The organism is Fibrivirga algicola (assembly GCF_011742925.1).
Classification (GTDB): domain Bacteria; phylum Bacteroidota; class Bacteroidia; order Cytophagales; family Spirosomataceae; genus Fibrella; species Fibrella algicola.
On record NZ_WAEL01000004.1, the window covers coordinates 497,022 to 513,771 of the forward strand.

Genomic DNA, 16,750 nt, shown 5'->3' on the forward strand with positions numbered 1-16,750 from the left:
TGGCTTCGAGTGCTCTGCTTATCGTTCAGAAGGTAATCGAGCAACGTAATAGAAGCCTGAAACTTAGAAATACATATTGGCGGCGACGCGAAAAGTGTTGCAGTGCGCCTCAACAATGTCGGCCACACGGGGTGAGTACCCCCCGCCCATCGACACCACGATGGGTAACTGCCGCTGACGGGCTTGTTCAAACACGAATTGATCGCGTTGCCGGATACCCGTCATCGACACGCTCAACTTGCCAAGCCGGTCGGTCTCGAGGATATCGACACCAGCTACGTAAAACAGAAAATCCGGCTGCTCAGTCTTTAATAGTCTGGGCAACGTATCATACAGCGTATTCAGGTACGTTTCGTCGGCCGTACCGGTGGGCAAGGCAATGTCCAGGTCCGACTCCTCTTTCTTGAGCGGGTAGTTGTCTTTTCCATGCATGCTGAACGTAAAAACGCGCGGCTCCTGCTGAAACATGACAGCCGTGCCGTTTCCCTGATGCACATCCAGGTCGATCACCAGAATTTTGCGGGCCTGCCCCGTTTCGAGCAGGTGATGCGCCGCCACGCCCACATCGTTTAGCAGACAAAAGCCTTCGCCATGATCGGGATAGGCATGGTGGGTACCCCCGGCCACATTCATGGCTACTCCGTCGCGCCGGGCCAGGTACGTGCAGTCGAGCGTGCCCTGCGTAATCACCCATTCCCGCTCGATCAACCGCGCCGACATCGGGAAGCCAATGCGGCGTACCATCCGGGCGTCGACAGTTTGCGATTTCAACGCCGTTACGTATGCAGGGGTATGCACACCTAACACCCAGCGATCATCGACGGGTGAGGGGGCAAAGAAGTTCTCGTCTGTACAGGTGCCTTCGTAAAGCAGTTGCTCGTGAATGAGCTCATACTTCATCATTGGAAATCGATGGGGCTCGCCCGTGGCACTTAGTGGCAATTCGTGTTTATACAGTGGGGCGTAGGCAATCTGAAGCATAGGGGACTTGGCCATTCAATAAGATCGTGGACCCGCTTGCGAATTGTTTGCAAACGTATAGGCAACAACGTTATTAATTTAGTCGCCTCCTTAGGATCTAATTAGAAAACCAAATCCAACGTACACAGTTTAACATATACTTAAAATTACATACGTTCATCGACCTATGAATATCCAACTTTCTACTTCTGCCGAACTGGCGCCTTTCGAACTGCTTGACGTACTGGTTCAGAACCGGCGTGATGGAGACGCTAACCGCTCGCTCCTATCCCTGCATTTTGTTGGCAAACGTGGACGGCATACCGATCGGTTTAAGATGCCATTGTTAACCTGGTTCGATGCCAATCGGCTTCAGCAGTTTACCTATAAGCTGGCCAATAACACGCAGGTAGAGAGTTGCTTTATGGACCTGCCCGATTCGGGCCTCCGTCTGACAGCGGGCGGCAAAAATCGGAACACAATCCGGGTAGAGGCCTTACCTTCCGCTCAACGCCGGTTTACACCAGTCGAAATTAATGGTACCGTAAACGGCTTGCGCGATTACGCAAAAGTGCTGTATACGCGCCTCTGGGAGGCGTTTTGCCGGGGTTAGTTCTACTATATCCTGGTAAATTGGGGCTTCGTTATGACCAGATAAGTTTGGTTATACTGAAGCCCCAATTTTTGGGCGTCAGTATGGAACAACAACCGCCTGAGTCACTTCCGATGCTTTATTTACAACTGTGGTATCATTGAAAAATAGCCACTGTATAGCCCTGGTTAGTTCAAGACTCCACCGGTTCTCTTCGTGCAGTCCAGTTGGGTCTACGGCTTTTTGAAGGTAGGCACAAGCCTCAGCATCGCAGCGCAGGTTAGCCTGTAGTCGGTTCAGGTTGGGCACCATGTATTTTGACTCCGATTCTCCGCCGTACAGGTATACTTTTGTGTAGCCTGCCAATTTACGCTGCTTGGCGGCCCGATAGACGCCCGGCGAAATCCAGAGGGCGGGCGAAAAAACGAGCCACTTGCCAAATACATCCGGATAGAGTAATCCCGCCCATACGCTGATAAGTCCGCCAAGCGAGGAACCGCCCATCCCCGTATTCGCTCCATCAGGCAGGGTGCGGAATGTGGCGTCGATGACTGGTTTGATCGTATTGACAACAAAACTCAGGTACGTTCGCCCTTCGCCCAAACCAGGCCTGACGGCCTCGACCGTATACTCAGCCATCCGGGCCGAACCAGCGTGGTCTATGGCCACCACGATAACCTCGTGCTGCCCCCGGCTTGCCAGTTGCGCCAGTCGGACCTCAGTAGCCCAGGAGCCGTAGCCCTCCCCCTCCTTCATCAGGTTCTGGCCATCATTCAGATACAGCACAGGGTACGACTTACCGCTCGTTTCATAATCATATGGTAGCGCCACCTGCACGCGCCGGGTCATATCGCTTCCCGGATACGGAATGTGAAGCGTGTACTCTACCGGGAGAAAAGCGGGATCGATTGCCTGCCCCTGCCATTGCCAGTAAGGTACCTCATCGCGAACGGACATGGCCTCTTGCGGCACTACCCGATTGCCTGTTTGCCCACCCGCCTCATCGAGTTCAAGGCTTCCCTCACCGCCCCGGTAATATTTGTATTCGATCGGGTCGGGCCAGGTGCCGTCTACAGGTAGGTCAATCGTAAAGCAGCCCTTTCCGGCGGGGTATAACCTAAGTGCTCCGTGATCGATGGACCAGCCGCAGAAGTTGCCGGTTATATACACCGGCCGATCGTCAAGGGCCGGGGTTGTCAGTTCAAAATGCAACGTATGCGTCTCCATCTATACACAACGCCAGTACGGGCATAAATGTCTCTCCGGAACGGGCCGAAAACGTACCTACGGGGCGGCTTATTTTTCCTCCGCTCCGTAGCAATCAATGCAGGCGTAACAGGGGTGCCACGCGGGTGCCGATCAGTTCGATCGACCTAAGCAGTTTGGCATGCGGCAGAGCGGCGTTATCCATCTGAAACGTGACGCGGGAGATACCCCCAAGTGCTTCGCTATGCGCCTGTATCTTCGCAGCAACTTCATCGGGGCCACCTACCAGCAGCGCTCCCTTAGGCCCGATTTGGGCGTTGAACTGCGGTCGGGTTACCGGCGGCCAGCCACGCTCACGACCTATTTTGGTCATCGTTTCGGCATATCCTTCATAATAATCGTCAATAGCCTGTTCGGTCGATTCGGCCACGTACCCAAGCGAATGCAGGCCAACCCTGAGTTGCTCCGGCGTGTAACCAGCCCGTTTGCCGGCCGACCGGTATAAATCGACCAAAGGACGGAACCGATGCGTTTCGCCCCCAATAATGGCGACCATCAGCGGCAGACCCAGTGAACCGGCACGGGCGAACGATTCGGGTGTGCCGCCTACACCCAGCCAGATCGGCAATTGTGGCTGTAACGGCCGGGGATAAACAGGCTGGTTTTTCAACGGAGCCCGGTATCGTCCCGACCAGTTCACAAACTCGTTGTCGCGGATGGTCAGCAACAGGTTCAGTTTCTCAATAAACAGTTCGTCGTATTCCTGCAAGTTGAACCCGAACAGTGGAAATGCCTCTACGGATGAACCCCGGCCAACCACCAGTTCGGCCCGCCCCTGGGCGATTAGATCGAGTGTGGCAAAACTTTGAAACACCCTGACCGGGTCGGCGGCGCTGAGCACCGTGACAGCACTCGTCAGCTTGATGCGCTGGGTACGTGACGCAGCCGCGGCCAGGATCACGGCCGGGGCTGAATCCAGAAATTCTTTCCGGTGATGCTCGCCAATCCCGAATACATCCAGACCAACCTGATCGGCGTAGACAATGCGGTCGAGTAGCTGGCTCATAGCATCTACGCTGCTAATGGGTGTGCCGGTGTCGTTGCTCAGCATAGCCGAGGCAAAACTATCAATTCCAATTTCCACGTCGTTTGTGTGTTAGGTGGCTTAGTGGCGGGTTACGCTCTACCGTATTGAACACGAACCGAAACCAAAAACGGTCCCGCCCGGACTAATTTCCAGACAGGACCGTTTTCACTTAACTGATAACCAGCGTACCTACTTTTTCTTTTTCGGTTTATCTTCTTTAGCCACTTTATCGGCTTTCGCCTCGACCTTCGAGCCCTTCTCCGATTTTTTGGCCTTACTTTCTTTCACCGGCTCACCAGCTTCTGTTGACGTGGGCGGTGTTTGTTTCTCCTTTTTAGGCAGTTCAAGCCCCGCGCCGTTGACCGAGCCACGTACGAACGTACCCCAGGTCAGGTTGTCTTTGCCTTTCTGAACACGCTTGGCCCGCTCAATAGCCATGTTGGCCGCCGCTTCAACCACCCAGTCGAAATTGGCCTGACCTACCGAATTCACGTCGGCGTCGGGGGCGGGATTGCAGAAGTCGATGGCAATGGGAATACCGTCGCGAACGGCAAACTCGACCGTGTTGAAGTCATAGCCAAGGCCATGATTGAGCTTCAGTACATAGTCGTGCATGGTAGCCATCAGCTTTTTACCAGCATCGCCCGTTGTTTTCATCTGTGCGTCGTAGCGCAGATGCGGCTGGTTGCGCGGCTCGTAGGGCATAATCAGCACATCTTTGCCCCCGATGCAGTAGCAGCGGAAATAATCCGTGAAATCGATTGCTTCCTGATACAGCATCACCAGCTGACCGGTTTCGTCGTAGGCCCGGAACATTTCATCCGGATTATCGACTTTATACACGTTTTTCCAGCCGCCACCCGAGTGTGGCTTCATAAACGCCGGAAAACCGATACGGTCAAAAATGGCACCCCAATCCATGTGCTGCAGGTTCGAGAATGACTCATGCCGTGTATCGTCGGGCCGCTCCTTCGAGGGCAGCAAGATCGTTTTTGGCACAGGTACGCCCAGGTGTACGGCCAGTGCGTTATTGAAAAACTTCTCGTCGGCGCTCCACCAGAATGGGTTGTTCACTACGGCAGTACCGGTGAGGGCGGCATTTTTCAAGAAAGCTTTATAGAACGGAACATCCTGCGAAATACGGTCGATGATGACAGCGTAATCGTTGCCAACTCCCTGCTCTACCCGATCAATAGAGACAAACTCGGCCTGGAAGTCAGACTGTTTCTCATTAACCCGCTCAACGAAGGCGTGTGGAAACGATCGTTCCATGCCAAATAGGATACCAATTTTACGCATAATTGTGACTATGAGTTAGTTGAGATGTAGTATAATCAATTTTGCCCACGGAATCGCTCACTGGTTTTCAGTGGCATGGCAGGCACATGGTGCAAATTGGTCAGTTTGGCGTGAAAAGCCAAACCGGGCTCTTAAACCGACTTAATGGCTTCAACTGGAGGCAGCCTACTAGCTTACCCCACAGAAATAAGCGACCCGTACAGGTTGCTAAAGCCCCTGTGCTCGGGCACTTAGATTCCGTTCAGATATTGCGGGAACTGATCGCGCCATACAGGCCAGTCATGTTCGCCCCACGGTTTGATATCAAGCCAGTGCGGGATACCCTTTGCGTTGAGCAAATGAGACATCTGGATGTTAGACTCTTTACAAAAATCATATTCCGACGTACCCAGCACAATGCGCATTTGGTAGAGGTGATCGTTCTGCAAACCGGGTATATAATCGGGCGGGTTGTTGAAGTATACGTTCTGATCGTAGTACCCATCCATAAATGACCGGATGTCGAACTTCGCGCCCATCGACATCAGATGAGCCACCTGATCGGGGTGCCGGAACGCGAAGTTCAGCGCCTGAAATCCGCCGAAGCTGCAACCAGCCACGCCAATTTTACCCACGTTGCACTCACGCTGGATGTAGGGCACCAGCTCTTCGCACAGAAATTTGTCGTACAGCACGTGGTTCCAGATGCGGGTGCCCGGATACAGGTGGCGACCATACCAGCTATCGCGGTCGATGCTATCGATGCAGTACAGTTTGATCCGACCGGCCTCAATGTGACCCCGGGCTGCTTCGGTAAGCTGGAAGTCGCGCGCTTCGTAGAAACGCCCCATCGTGGTCGGGAATAGTAACACCGGGTACCCCCAGTCACCGTACACGAGCATCTCAATGTCGCGCCCCAGGTTGTGTGAATAATACTTTATGTACGACTCTTTCATGCGGCAAAAGTACGAAAGGCTGTTGGCCAGAACGGACTATTGCCTAAAATGTGGGAACTTTACAGTCTGTGATCCATCTATTTACATCCCTGCTTGTGCTTATGCTTACCTCCGCAGCAGCCCAGCCGTCGGCTTCTGTGACGGTACTGCCCGACGATTCGCTGGTTTCAGTCCCCCTGAACCGGGCCGTCCACCTGACCATTATTCTTCCCCCGGCCTATTCGGAAACGGGACCGAAGTTACCCGTTCTGTACCTGAATGATGGGCAGGATCTGCCGCGCCTGCACATGAGCGACGTACTCGATTCGCTGTACAATGCACAGGCAATCAGACCGTTCGTACTGGTGGCCATGCATGCCAACGTAGATCGAATTCAAGAGTACGGCACCGCCGCCCAACCCGACTACATGAAGCGCGGCAGCAAGGCCAGTGCCTATACCGATTTTGTGCTGACGGAGCTGTTACCCTACATTCAATCGCATTACCACGTGTCGGCCGACCCGGCGCAGTGCGCCATCGCAGGCTTTTCACTCGGTGGCTTATCGGCCTTCGATATTGGCTTTCATCACCCCGACCGCTTTAGCCGCATCGGCGTATTTTCGGGCTCCTTCTGGTGGCGGAAGAAACAATTCAGCAGTGCCTACGACGACGAAACCGACCGGATTATGCACAGTCTCATTCGGGAAAGTCACCGCAAACCAGCCGTTCGATTTTGGCTACAAACCGGCACCAACGATGAAACCAGCGATCGCAACAACAACGGCGTAATCGACTCGATAGACGATACGCTCGATATCATCAGGGAGTTGGAAAAGAAAGGCTACCAGCGCGAACATAACGGCGCGTCGGGCGATATCAGGTACGTTGAAGTACAGGGTGGCGAGCACAACCAGACTACCTGGAGCGCCGTTATGCCTGATTTTCTAGGCTGGGCATTTGGCAAGTAAACCACGCCTTATTCCTGGTTTAGTGCTAAACGCCAGTTCGATAGCCGAACACGCAAAACCACTACCCCATGAAATTCCTGCTCTCTGTAACGGCGATGGCTATGCTGATCGCCACCCATGCCAACCCGTTCTATACCGATCAGCCTGACCGGCTGGCAGACGAAACACCCAGCAAACGGAAGCTGGTCTGGGCCGATGAGTTTGACAAAGCGGGGCTGCCTGACCCCAAAAAGTGGGGGTACGACGTGGGTGGAAACGGCTGGGGCAACAACGAGTTGCAGTACTACACGAAGGAGCGCAAGGAAAACGCCCGCGTTGAGAATGGCAACCTGATTATAGAAGCGCATAAAGAAGCCTTTCAGGGTCGCAATTATACCTCGGCCCGGCTACTGACCCAGCACACGACGAAATGGACGTACGGCCGCATTGAAGTAAAGGCGAAAATTCCGGGTGGCGTGGGTACGTGGCCCGCGATCTGGATGCTGGGCGAAAACATCAGTAGCGCAGGCTGGCCCCTTTGCGGCGAAATCGACATTATGGAGCATGTGGGGTACGATGAAGGCGTCTTTCACGGCACACTGCACACATCCGCCTATAACCACAATAAAGGCACCCAGAAAGAGGGCAAAACTACGATTGCGAATGCGACCTCGGCGTTTCACGTCTACGCCATTGACTGGACAAGCGACCAGATCGATTTCTATATCGACGATCAGAAATACTACACCGTAAAAGCACAGGAGGTCGGTACCACACAACAACAATGGCCGTTCAGGCAGCCGTTCTTCCTGATCCTAAACCTTGCCGTGGGGGGCAACTGGGGCGGTAAGATGGGCGTCGACGAAGCAATCTGGCCCCGCCGTATGGAGGTTGACTACGTTCGGATCTATCAGTAAACGCAGGTATGTTCCCGGGGTTACCAGCCGCTTTCTTCGAACGTGGCCCTAGCCGTAAAACTACGTAATCTGCAGCTTGTCAGGCCGTTGAATCAGCCTGCGCAGGTAGTGCATTCGTTGATCTTCATGTTCCCTAAAAAGGCCCTGCATTCGTGTGGGGCCTTTTTCGTGCGGTACAACGGCTAAAACAGTGCGGACTACTTATTGGGCGTACAACTACCTGATTTATGAATTTGGTAACAGCTTATTCACTATATGCCTGCAGATTTGTCTGCACAGTCAGCCAGACAACAACCTGTTTGTCAACAAACTAAAGGCATAACCAGACCTAAATCAGGAGCAGAGCTGGCTAAACCATCTATGTATCTATTCACCATTAATTTCCAACCATCCATGAAAATTCGTGCTATCATCCACACCTCACTCCTGCTCGCAGCTACCATTACAGTATCGGTCGTAGGCTGTAAACCCGGAAAAGACGGAGCAGTTGGTCCGCAGGGAGAAACAGGTCTACAAGGGTCTAAAGGTGACCCCGGATCGGCCAACGTAATCTATTCTCCCTGGATCACCACCACCTTTACAGGCAGTGGCACTTTATTCACGGGAAACATCACGGCACCAAAAATTACGCAGGAAATGCTCGACAAAGCCGATATCCGGGTGTACTGGAACGAAGGTGGCCGGGTTCTATCGCTTCCCTATGCTGAAGTATTTGGCACAACAGCCTACACCGTGCATCAACGCATTTACGTGGGTCGAATTGAACTAAGAGCGAGCTACGCCCTGACCACGCAGCAGTTCCGCTATGTGATCATTCCGGGAGGCGTGCCGTCGGGTCGGGCAGCCAACGAAGGTGTAAACCGATCAGATTACCAGGCCGTAAAAGCCTACTACAGCATTCCTGACTGAATCGGCTACACTGCCATTTGTACCTCTTCCTTTCTGGGGTCTACTTATTAAATCCCAACTCCCTGGTAACAACTCTATGCAAACCACACCTATCCACTCAAGCAATTACCTATCTGTTACGAACAGGAACGCAAGGCTGCCCCTTCGCAGGTTCGTTGATCTCTGCCTACCGCTGTTGTTGTATCTATCTATTGGTCAAATCGGCAGGTCACAAGGGCTCGATCCGGTTCCGCCACCTGACGGACTACCTACTGAACTACGCATGAGCCTGATGAAAGAACGACTGAAGCAGCCAGTTCCACCCTCGGCCGGATTCTGGGTTGTTACTGAGCAACCGAGCAGGAAAGACCCCACGCTACTGAGCTACTATACTGAACAACAGCAGCTACTGAAAACCGATACACTACCTCACAAACGAATCGATATACGCCGTCGAACCGTCGTCAGACGGCTCAACGAGCGCCTCGAGTATCTGCTGGCAACCTATCGGTGAGAGTTGGGGTTGCCAAGTTAGGGTCGGTAGCGCCTGACTTATAGCTATCAGCACCGACCTAAGCTTGGTCCAGCGCAGCCAGGAAAGCCATGGTGTCTACTCCGTCGGGGTAGTCAGTCAGGCCAGGGCATTGCGTTTGGCCGAACGGAACAGACCCCGCATACCAGCCATTGGCCGACGCCACCACCTGAATCTTGTCGGCATAATCGGCCAATAGCGTTTTCAGATGATCGAGGTCGTTGTATTTCTGGTAGTACACGACCGAAATAGGCGACACCAGACCGGGCTGCTCGGTAATCATCAGGAAGCCGTTATCGAGGTGATCAACGCGGTTGACCAGGTAAATCGACCGGTTGTAGTCGTAGTTGTTCGAATACTTGTGCTGGCTCAGAAACTCGGAAGACCGGGGTTCCAGCGTGTGCAGCAGCGGCGTAAAACTAAACGACTGCCCGTCATAATCGGCCGGCACAAACAGGGTTGATACATTGCGGCAGCCCAACCCGAAATAGGTCAGGATGTCATCGCCGAGGAGGGCCAACTGCTCGGTAGTTTCGTGGCCAGTCAACACGGCAACCGACGAGCGGTTATGCCGGATAATGCTTGGTTTTTTGGCGAAGTAGTACGTAAAGTAACGAGCGGTATTATCGCTACCAGTGGCAATAAACGCGTCGGCGTCATTCAGGCGGTCCACAACCTTAACGCTATCGGCGAAGGCAGGCTCTACTTCGAGCAGGGTGTGAATCAGGAACCGCATCAGGTACTCGTCGAGGCTGCTGAGTTTAGCCAGCAACTTGTGGCCGCTGATCAGCACGCACAGCATATCATGGAAACCGACTGCCGGAATATTACCCGCCATAACCACACCGATCCAGCGGGGCGTAGTGGGCTCGGCGGGGTATTGGTTCATCCAAGTGGTCAGGGCCTCGCGGGTCAGCATCTGGTTGGCAATAGCATCTAACGCACGCTGTACGTTTTCGGGATTGAACCAGTTGTTCTTCGAGTTGGCCCGGTAAGCAGCTTCCTCCCGATCCGCTTTGCGAGCAGGATCACGGAGCACATCACCGAGTTTTATAAAGGCGTCGAGTCGTTGTTGACGGTTCACTTGTTGGTTGTTGTTTATGGTTTGCGGGTTGTCGTTTGATGGTGCGCTGCCAGATCAGAGTTAAGCCCTACAGCAGCGACCATCAACCGGCAAACCGCAAACGTCATTTATTTGTCCAGTAGATCAGGCCTGCGGGCCTGGGTACGTGCCAACGCCTGCTCGTGCCGCCAATTGTCGATCATGGCTTCGTGGCCCGACAACAAAATATCAGGTACGTTCCAGCCTTCAAAATTAGCGGGTCGGGTGTAGATAGGCGGGGCCAGCAGGTCATCCTGAAACGAGTCGGTAAGAGCGGATGTTTCATCACCCAGCACACCGGGAATGAGCCGGATGATCGCATCGGACAGGACGGCCGCGGCCAGTTCGCCACCCGATAGCACGTAGTCGCCGATACTGATTTCGCGGGTGATAAAATGCTCCCGAACGCGCTCGTCCACTCCTTTGTAGTGCCCACAAAGGATAATCAGATTCTGCGCGAGCGACAGCCGGTTCACCAGGGGTTGTGCCAGGCGTTCGCCATCGGGCGTCATGTAAATCACATCGTCGTAGGTACGTTCGGCCTGGAGGTTCCGGATGCACTTGGCGATGGGTTCGATCTGCATTACCATACCCGCCCCGCCACCAAACGGATAGTCGTCGATGCGGCGGTGTTTGTCGGCGGTATAGTCGCGAAGGTCATGAACTAATACCTCCACCTGACCGCCCTGCTGCGCCCGGTGTAAAATCGAATGGCCAAAGAAACTGTCGAGCAGTCGTGGCAGGCAGGTGATGATGTCGATACGCATGGGTCAATCAGGCTTTGTCGTCGTCGTAGTCAGCGTCGCCATCAACGGCGTCGTCGGGCAGGCCGGCGTCTGTGAGGTACACCTCGAGCAGGCCCTCGGGAAGTTCCACGTTCAGCGTTTTGGCGGCCCGGTCAATGGTTTTCACAATGGCGCTGTTGATCGGAATCAGCATTTCCTGTCCGCGGTAGTCCATCGCAATCAGGTCCTGCGTAGGCATCGCCATAACCGATGATACGGTACCAAGCGGCCCTTCTTCCTTATCGACAATTCTGTATCCGATGATTTCGTGGTAATAAAACCGGTCGGGATCAGTGATCTGTTCCAGGTTGTCGAGCGGAAGCCAGATCGGGCAGTTAATTAGTTTTTTAGCCTCTTCGAGGGTATCAACGTCTTCCAGAGCCACAATAGCCCGGTCGCGGTTGATCGATGACGACTCAATAAAATAAGGCGTCAGTTCACCCCGCACTTCGATCAATACCGAGTCGAGGTCTTCGTATTCGCTCGGGTCATCAACATCCAGGAAAAACACCACTTCGCCATTCAGGCCGTGCGTCTTGGTAATGTGCCCCAGTTGAAAGCAATCGTCTTTAGTCATGTTCAAAGGGAGTTTCAGGTGTCAAGTGCGCTGCTCATCTGACAGATGATGTGTAAACACCGCACTTGCCACCTGAAACTCTTTTTAGAGTAACAAATTTTCCTACAAAAAAAGCCTGCTCGGTTGAACAGGCTTTTTCATTGACAATGAATGCGGGTTACGCAGCCGTTTCGTCAGCGGCAGGTGCATCGGCAGCAGCAGGGGCTTCAGCAACCGGAGTTTCCTCGGCGGCAACATCAGCGGCTGGCGCTTCGTCAGCAGCAGGAGCTTCTTCAGCAGCCTCAACAACTGGCTCTTCTACTTTGTACTTGGCCGCAATGGCTTCAGCACGAGCAGCACTCACTTTCTGTTCAGCCGCCAGACGCTCCTGACGAGCTTTGTCTTTCGCCTGATCTTTCGTGTCGGCAGTACCAGCTACGCGGTTGGCTTTATCTTCTTTCCAGGCGTTGAATTTCTCGTCGGCCGATTCCTGTGTGATAGCGCCTTTAACAACACCCACTTGAAGGTGTTTTTTCAGCATGATACCTTCGTGCGAGAAGATCGAACGGGTGGTGTCAGATGGTTGGGCACCCACCATGAGCCAATGTACGGCACGGTCGGCTTGCAATACGATCCGGGCGGGGTCAATGTTTGGGTTGTACGAACCGATTTTCTCGATGTACTTACCATCACGAGGTGAACTAGATTCGGCGACTACGATATCATAGATAGCCATCCGTTTGCGTCCACGACGCGCTAAGCGAATTTTAACTGCCATTATCAGGAGTTTTTAAAACCCGGAAAGAACTCGTCTTTCCATGGGGGGAACACGTCCCCCGGGTGTAACATAGCCGCAAAAGTACGGCTTTAACTTGAAAAACGCTACAACGACCCGGACCTATAAGCCGGATTCTGTCGGCCCGACCGTACCCGTGGGCGCGTCGAACCGTCTTATCATTTATCTGGGAGAGCCGTCACCGACTCCCTCTATCGACCTACCCGTACCGGCATCCCTCCTTTGCAGGAGAGCATGGAGACGAGCCGCCCCGCATCCGGTACATATTTGGTCTTTCAGCCCCTAAGGTTTATCCTGCCCCGCTGGTCGCCCAGCGCGCGGTGGTCTCTTACACCCCCTTTTCACCCTTACCCTGCGGCGGTATTTTTTCTGTGACACTGGCTGTCGAACGGTGGTTACCCCCCGCCCGCCTTCCCGTTAGGAAGTAGGGTGCTCTATGCTGTCCGGACTTTCCTCCCCGCCCGAAAGCGAGGCGATAAGACGGTCCGGGCCGTTATAACGCAGCACAAAGGTAGGGTAAAAGTGGGAAGTCTGGCTCGTTACGCCTGATAGGCTGGGGCGAACTCGTTTTTGGCGAAATCGACTAGTTTTACTTTACCCGGAGTTGGGCGATTGTTCATGTAGTCAGCCTGCATTGATCCGTCGCGAATGGCCACACCCATTTCGGTGTATTTGGTGGCAATTTCTTCACTCAAACCTGCCTGTAGCATGCCCTGTGTGTTTTGCTCGTCAGAGAAGACAATCCAGGGGGTTTCGGGCTTCCCAACGGCGCTACCCAGGATCCGGGCAATTTCAGCACCGGTTTTTTCATCACCGGCAATGTAGCGTACCTGGAACCGGGTGAAATCAAGGCGAAGCAGTTCGTCCAGTGCAACAGCGGCGATGTCGCTGGTGTGCACCAGCACGACTTGGTCGTCGCCAAAATTGCTTCCCATGATGCCCATGCCTTTTACCATTCCCGCCATTGCATGTAAGTTTTGCATGAAATATGACGGACGAAGTGCTTTCACGTTCAGACCGGCAATTGCCTGCAACTTCTGCTCCAGATCGTACAATCCATCGATCGGGCCGGTAAGCTGGCCTTTGTGCGCCCCAATACTACTGAGCACAACCGCGAAACGAATGTCATTTGCCCTGATGGCGGCCATATAGCTATCGCTGATCCGATTCTGGTCGCCCCGCCAGTCGGTGGTGTCGAATTTGGGAGGAATCATTAGATACACAGCGTCGGCGTTGGCAAATGCAGTGGTTACAAACGCAGCATCGGCCAGGTCACCCACGGCAGCCGTTGCGCCAAGAGTCTCGATTTTTGCCGCCGTTTCCTGCTTGCTGGTGATGACCGTCACGGTGTGACCAGCCTTGACTAAACCTTCCGTGATGGGCTTTCCCGTATTGCCCAATGAACCAGTAATTACGTAATGCATTGTCTCGAGTGTTAAATGAAAACTTAACGTTTGTATGTACAAACGAAACAGAAGGGATTGTAATTAGTTCGCCTAATCCGGCGAGTTACCTTACTTTTGTTTGTACACGTTACTTTATACCGGCCAGCTGGCTACTCCTACTAATGCCCTTTTTAGTTCTCGATCTGGAAATGTCTGGCCCTGAGCCGGGATTCAATGAAATTATTCAGTTGGGTGCTGTGCTATTCGATGATAACTGGATCGAAAAGGGACAGTACCTGACCAACGTGTATCCCGAAAACGCCGAAGCGTTCACCGCGTCGGCCGAAAAGGTGCACAATCTGTCACTGGCCGACCTCGACGATGCACCCATGATTTATGATGTGCTACCCGAGTTTGAAAACTGGATTTGCGAAAAGCTGAACATCCGCGTACCGCCCAATCAGCTCGACAAAACGCCGTTCCTCCGCAATGTGGTCATTTGTGGACAAAGCGTGATGCACGACATCAACTTTTTGAAACAGGCCTATATCGACGAAAAACTGAAGTGGCCTTTCTCGCGCACCCTGGTCGATCTGCATACACTCAGCTACTTTGTGTTCCGCGTGTTGCAAAAGAATGGCAAGCCAACGCCAAAGGGCCTGAGCCTGACGGCTATCGCGGCCCATTTCGGGTTTGAACGGGAAGACACATTTCACAATGCCCTGGAAGATGCCATTCTGACGGCCCAGTGTCTAAAAACCATTTTTGCCCTTGGTGACGGCTTCAAAATGGCCTAGCAGGATACGTACCTACCCTGTTAAAAAATGCCGGAACCACTGACCAGATTGCTTAATGATGCGGTGCTGGGTTCGGTGGTCAACGTGCACTAGACCAAACCGCGGACGATAGCCTTCTGCCCATTCGAAATTATCGAGCAGGGTCCAGACGAAGTAACCGGCCAAGTCGATGCCATCGGCTTTCGCCTGCCGTACCTGTTGCAGGCATTGCACATGGTAGGCCGTGCGGGCGGTGTCGATCACCTGCCCCTGCTCCACCTGATCATAGAAGGCAGCTCCGCTTTCGGCCACGATCCATCTGTGCGGGCCATCGTAGAGGCTAAACTGCCGGATAATTTGCAGCATACTGGTTGGGTGTATCTCCCAGCCCATTTCTGTTACGGCCTCAACGCGGCGGCGGTTGGGCGACACGTCGCGGCCCCAGAGGTACGGCACCAGCATCGAATGCTCAACCACGACCCGGAAGTAATGCTGGAGACCGATCAGGTCAAAATCAAAAGCCAGCCGTTCCCGGTCGCCCGGTTTGGCAAAACGTTTTTCAATCGACTTCAGGAAGGGCAACTCCTGGGTGGGGTAGCCTAGCCCCAACGCCGGTTCGATAAACAGACGATTCAACAGGGCGTTGGCCCGTTGTGCCGCCTGTACATCCCGTTTCAATGGGCTGATCGCGTCAACGGGTGAGCACGAAAAGGTGGTGCCAACAACAGCGCCGGGTACGTGTTCGCGGATGATACGCCCCCCATCGGCCTGAGCCAGCGCGGCATGGTGAATCACCGCCGGAATACTCGTAAAACTTCGTCGGCCGGGCGCATGCATACCCACCAGATAGCCCAGAATGGTAAACGCCGACGGTTCGTTCAGGACAAACCAATGGGTCACTTTATGGCCAAATGCCTTCACCATCAGCGTGACATACTCGCCAAACCAGACCAGCACTTCACGGTTGGCCCAGCCGCCTCGGTCTTCGAGCGCCTGTGGTAAGTCCCAATGAAAGAGTGTAACCCAGGGTGTTTGGCCCTGCCGGATGCATTCGTCGATGACCCGCTCGTAGAACGCCAGTCCCGCCTCGTTGACGCGGCCTGTCCCCTGCGGTAGTACCCGCGACCACGAAATGGAAAAGCGGAAGGCGGTAAAGCCCATGGCTTTGTTGAGCGCAATATCGGTGGCATAGCGGTGATAAAAATCACAGGCCATAAGCGCATTTTCGCCGGTTTTGATAGCGCCGCGTTTCTGCGAGAACGTGTCCCAAATCGATGCGCCCCGACCATCGGTGATGGTCGCCCCTTCAATCTGAAAAGCCGCGGTGGCTGTTCCCCAAATAAAATCGGCCCCAAACTCGGCGCGGTGTAGTACGGTGGTCAATGTACGGTCTGCTCAATCACCGGCAAGTTGAGCAACCTGGTTGAGAAAGTTATACCGCCGTCGATTATCAAACTGTTAACCTGCCTATGCGGCGCCCCTACGGGACGATGATAAAAAACAACGGGGCCAGCAGAACACCCACCCTGGCTATCTGGCTGGTTTTCTGATTGACCCCGGCGGTTCAGGTACGTTCATCTACGATGATTGTCGGTAGCTATTTTGCGAATTGGTAAAGTTACGCTCAAGCTGATGCTTCAATTTGCCGGTCACTGTATGCAGCATGGTATACCAGTTTTCGCCCTCCTCTTCGGCAAAAATGGCTGTGCCAGGCACACCTAAACTGATACGAAGTGATTTCGTATTTGGGGCACCGTGTGCCTCGTCGCGCAGAATAACATCGGCCGTGATCAGGTCACCGCTGTAGTAGCGACGAAGTTTGGCCAGTGCCTGCGTTATATGATCTTTGAAATCGTCGTCAACTGTGATGTTTACGGCCTGAATACGCAGGTCCACATCGTCCACTCCTTTCTGCTCGCTCATGGCTGGTTCTCGTTCTAGTTGGAAAGAAGCTAACCAACCTAACCGTAAAAAAGCCAGCCTTCCAGCCCGGCAAATGAGGCTACGG

At 53.7% G+C, this 16,750-nt stretch carries 18 protein-coding genes and 1 other RNA gene; 6 read left to right on the forward strand and 13 right to left on the reverse strand.

What is annotated here, in order from left to right:
- Nucleotides 1–63: 63 nt before the first annotated feature.
- Complete coding sequence (locus F7231_RS13395; protein WP_166692366.1) at nt 64–981, reverse strand: histone deacetylase family protein; 918 nt, start codon at nt 979–981, stop codon at nt 64–66.
- A 166-nt stretch (nt 982–1,147) separates the two neighbouring features.
- Here F7231_RS13395 and F7231_RS13400 point away from each other — a divergent pair, with 166 nt between their 5' ends.
- Nucleotides 1,148–1,573, forward strand: a complete 426-nt coding sequence (locus tag F7231_RS13400; RefSeq protein ID WP_085413397.1) for a hypothetical protein — start codon at nt 1,148–1,150, stop codon at nt 1,571–1,573.
- Between the two features lie 78 nt (nt 1,574–1,651).
- Here the strand turns inward: F7231_RS13400 and F7231_RS13405 are convergent, their stop codons facing one another.
- The 4 genes from F7231_RS13405 to F7231_RS13420 form a co-directional block, all read right to left on the reverse strand.
- Nucleotides 1,652–2,779, reverse strand: coding sequence for an alpha/beta hydrolase (locus F7231_RS13405; RefSeq protein ID WP_166692247.1), 1,128 nt, complete (start codon nt 2,777–2,779; stop codon nt 1,652–1,654).
- A gap of 94 nt (nt 2,780–2,873) precedes the next feature.
- Complete coding sequence (locus F7231_RS13410) at nt 2,874–3,902, reverse strand: LLM class flavin-dependent oxidoreductase (protein ID WP_166692248.1); 1,029 nt, start codon at nt 3,900–3,902, stop codon at nt 2,874–2,876.
- Nucleotides 3,903–4,034: 132 nt separating this feature from the next.
- A complete protein-coding gene (locus F7231_RS13415) occupies nt 4,035–5,144 on the reverse strand; it encodes an ATP-grasp domain-containing protein (RefSeq protein WP_085413394.1) in 1,110 nt (369 codons plus the stop codon).
- Nucleotides 5,145–5,374: 230 nt separating this feature from the next.
- On the reverse strand, nt 5,375–6,079 hold the full coding sequence (locus tag F7231_RS13420) for an esterase family protein (RefSeq protein ID WP_166692249.1): 705 nt from the start codon (nt 6,077–6,079) through the stop codon (nt 5,375–5,377).
- A 101-nt stretch (nt 6,080–6,180) separates the two neighbouring features.
- Between F7231_RS13420 and F7231_RS13425 the strand changes: the two genes are divergently transcribed.
- The 4 genes from F7231_RS13425 (at nt 6,181) to F7231_RS13440 (ending at nt 9,324) form a co-directional block, all read left to right on the forward strand.
- On the forward strand, nt 6,181–7,026 hold the full coding sequence (locus F7231_RS13425; protein WP_166692250.1) for an alpha/beta hydrolase: 846 nt from the start codon (nt 6,181–6,183) through the stop codon (nt 7,024–7,026).
- 68 nt (nt 7,027–7,094) lie between these two features.
- A complete protein-coding gene (locus F7231_RS13430) occupies nt 7,095–7,922 on the forward strand; it encodes a glycoside hydrolase family 16 protein (protein ID WP_166692251.1) in 828 nt (275 codons plus the stop codon).
- A gap of 393 nt (nt 7,923–8,315) precedes the next feature.
- Complete coding sequence (locus tag F7231_RS13435; RefSeq protein ID WP_166692252.1) at nt 8,316–8,831, forward strand: collagen-like protein; 516 nt, start codon at nt 8,316–8,318, stop codon at nt 8,829–8,831.
- A gap of 262 nt (nt 8,832–9,093) precedes the next feature.
- Nucleotides 9,094–9,324: a hypothetical protein gene (locus F7231_RS13440; protein WP_166692253.1), complete on the forward strand. Its 231-nt coding sequence runs from the start codon at nt 9,094–9,096 to the stop codon at nt 9,322–9,324.
- Between the two features lie 58 nt (nt 9,325–9,382).
- On the opposite strand, the gene F7231_RS13445 is transcribed toward F7231_RS13440, so the two are convergent.
- The 6 genes from F7231_RS13445 to F7231_RS13470 all read right to left on the reverse strand — a co-directional run bounded on the left by F7231_RS13445 (nt 9,383) and on the right by F7231_RS13470 (nt 14,005).
- Nucleotides 9,383–10,426, reverse strand: a complete 1,044-nt coding sequence (locus F7231_RS13445; RefSeq protein WP_166692254.1) for an acyl-CoA reductase — start codon at nt 10,424–10,426, stop codon at nt 9,383–9,385.
- Nucleotides 10,427–10,533: 107 nt separating this feature from the next.
- Nucleotides 10,534–11,211 carry a tRNA (guanosine(37)-N1)-methyltransferase TrmD gene (gene trmD / locus F7231_RS13450; RefSeq protein WP_085413388.1) on the reverse strand — a complete coding sequence of 226 codons (678 nt, stop codon included), beginning with the start codon at nt 11,209–11,211 and terminating at the stop codon, nt 10,534–10,536.
- Between the two features lie 7 nt (nt 11,212–11,218).
- Nucleotides 11,219–11,806: a ribosome maturation factor RimM gene (gene rimM / locus F7231_RS13455; protein ID WP_085413387.1), complete on the reverse strand. Its 588-nt coding sequence runs from the start codon at nt 11,804–11,806 to the stop codon at nt 11,219–11,221.
- A 157-nt stretch (nt 11,807–11,963) separates the two neighbouring features.
- Nucleotides 11,964–12,563 (reverse strand): 30S ribosomal protein S16, encoded by a 600-nt coding sequence (locus F7231_RS13460; protein WP_085413386.1) that lies wholly within the window; start codon nt 12,561–12,563, stop codon nt 11,964–11,966.
- A 107-nt stretch (nt 12,564–12,670) separates the two neighbouring features.
- Nucleotides 12,671–13,073, reverse strand: an RNA gene (rnpB, locus tag F7231_RS13465) — RNase P RNA component class A.
- A 47-nt stretch (nt 13,074–13,120) separates the two neighbouring features.
- The gene (locus F7231_RS13470; protein ID WP_166692255.1) at nt 13,121–14,005 is read right to left on the reverse strand and encodes an NAD(P)H-binding protein; all 885 of its coding nucleotides are present in this window, start codon (nt 14,003–14,005) and stop codon (nt 13,121–13,123) included.
- 143 nt (nt 14,006–14,148) lie between these two features.
- On the opposite strand from F7231_RS13470, the gene F7231_RS13475 reads away from it, so the two are divergent.
- Nucleotides 14,149–14,763 carry a 3'-5' exonuclease gene (locus F7231_RS13475; RefSeq protein WP_166692256.1) on the forward strand — a complete coding sequence of 205 codons (615 nt, stop codon included), beginning with the start codon at nt 14,149–14,151 and terminating at the stop codon, nt 14,761–14,763.
- Between the two features lie 12 nt (nt 14,764–14,775).
- Here F7231_RS13475 and F7231_RS13480 read toward each other — a convergent pair whose 3' ends face one another.
- Together F7231_RS13480 and hpf are read right to left on the reverse strand one after the other, a co-directional pair.
- Nucleotides 14,776–16,125, reverse strand: a complete 1,350-nt coding sequence (locus F7231_RS13480; protein ID WP_166692257.1) for a GH1 family beta-glucosidase — start codon at nt 16,123–16,125, stop codon at nt 14,776–14,778.
- A 195-nt stretch (nt 16,126–16,320) separates the two neighbouring features.
- The gene (gene hpf / locus F7231_RS13485) at nt 16,321–16,665 is read right to left on the reverse strand and encodes a ribosome hibernation-promoting factor, HPF/YfiA family (protein WP_085413382.1); all 345 of its coding nucleotides are present in this window, start codon (nt 16,663–16,665) and stop codon (nt 16,321–16,323) included.
- Between the last annotated feature and the right edge of the window lie 85 nt (nt 16,666–16,750).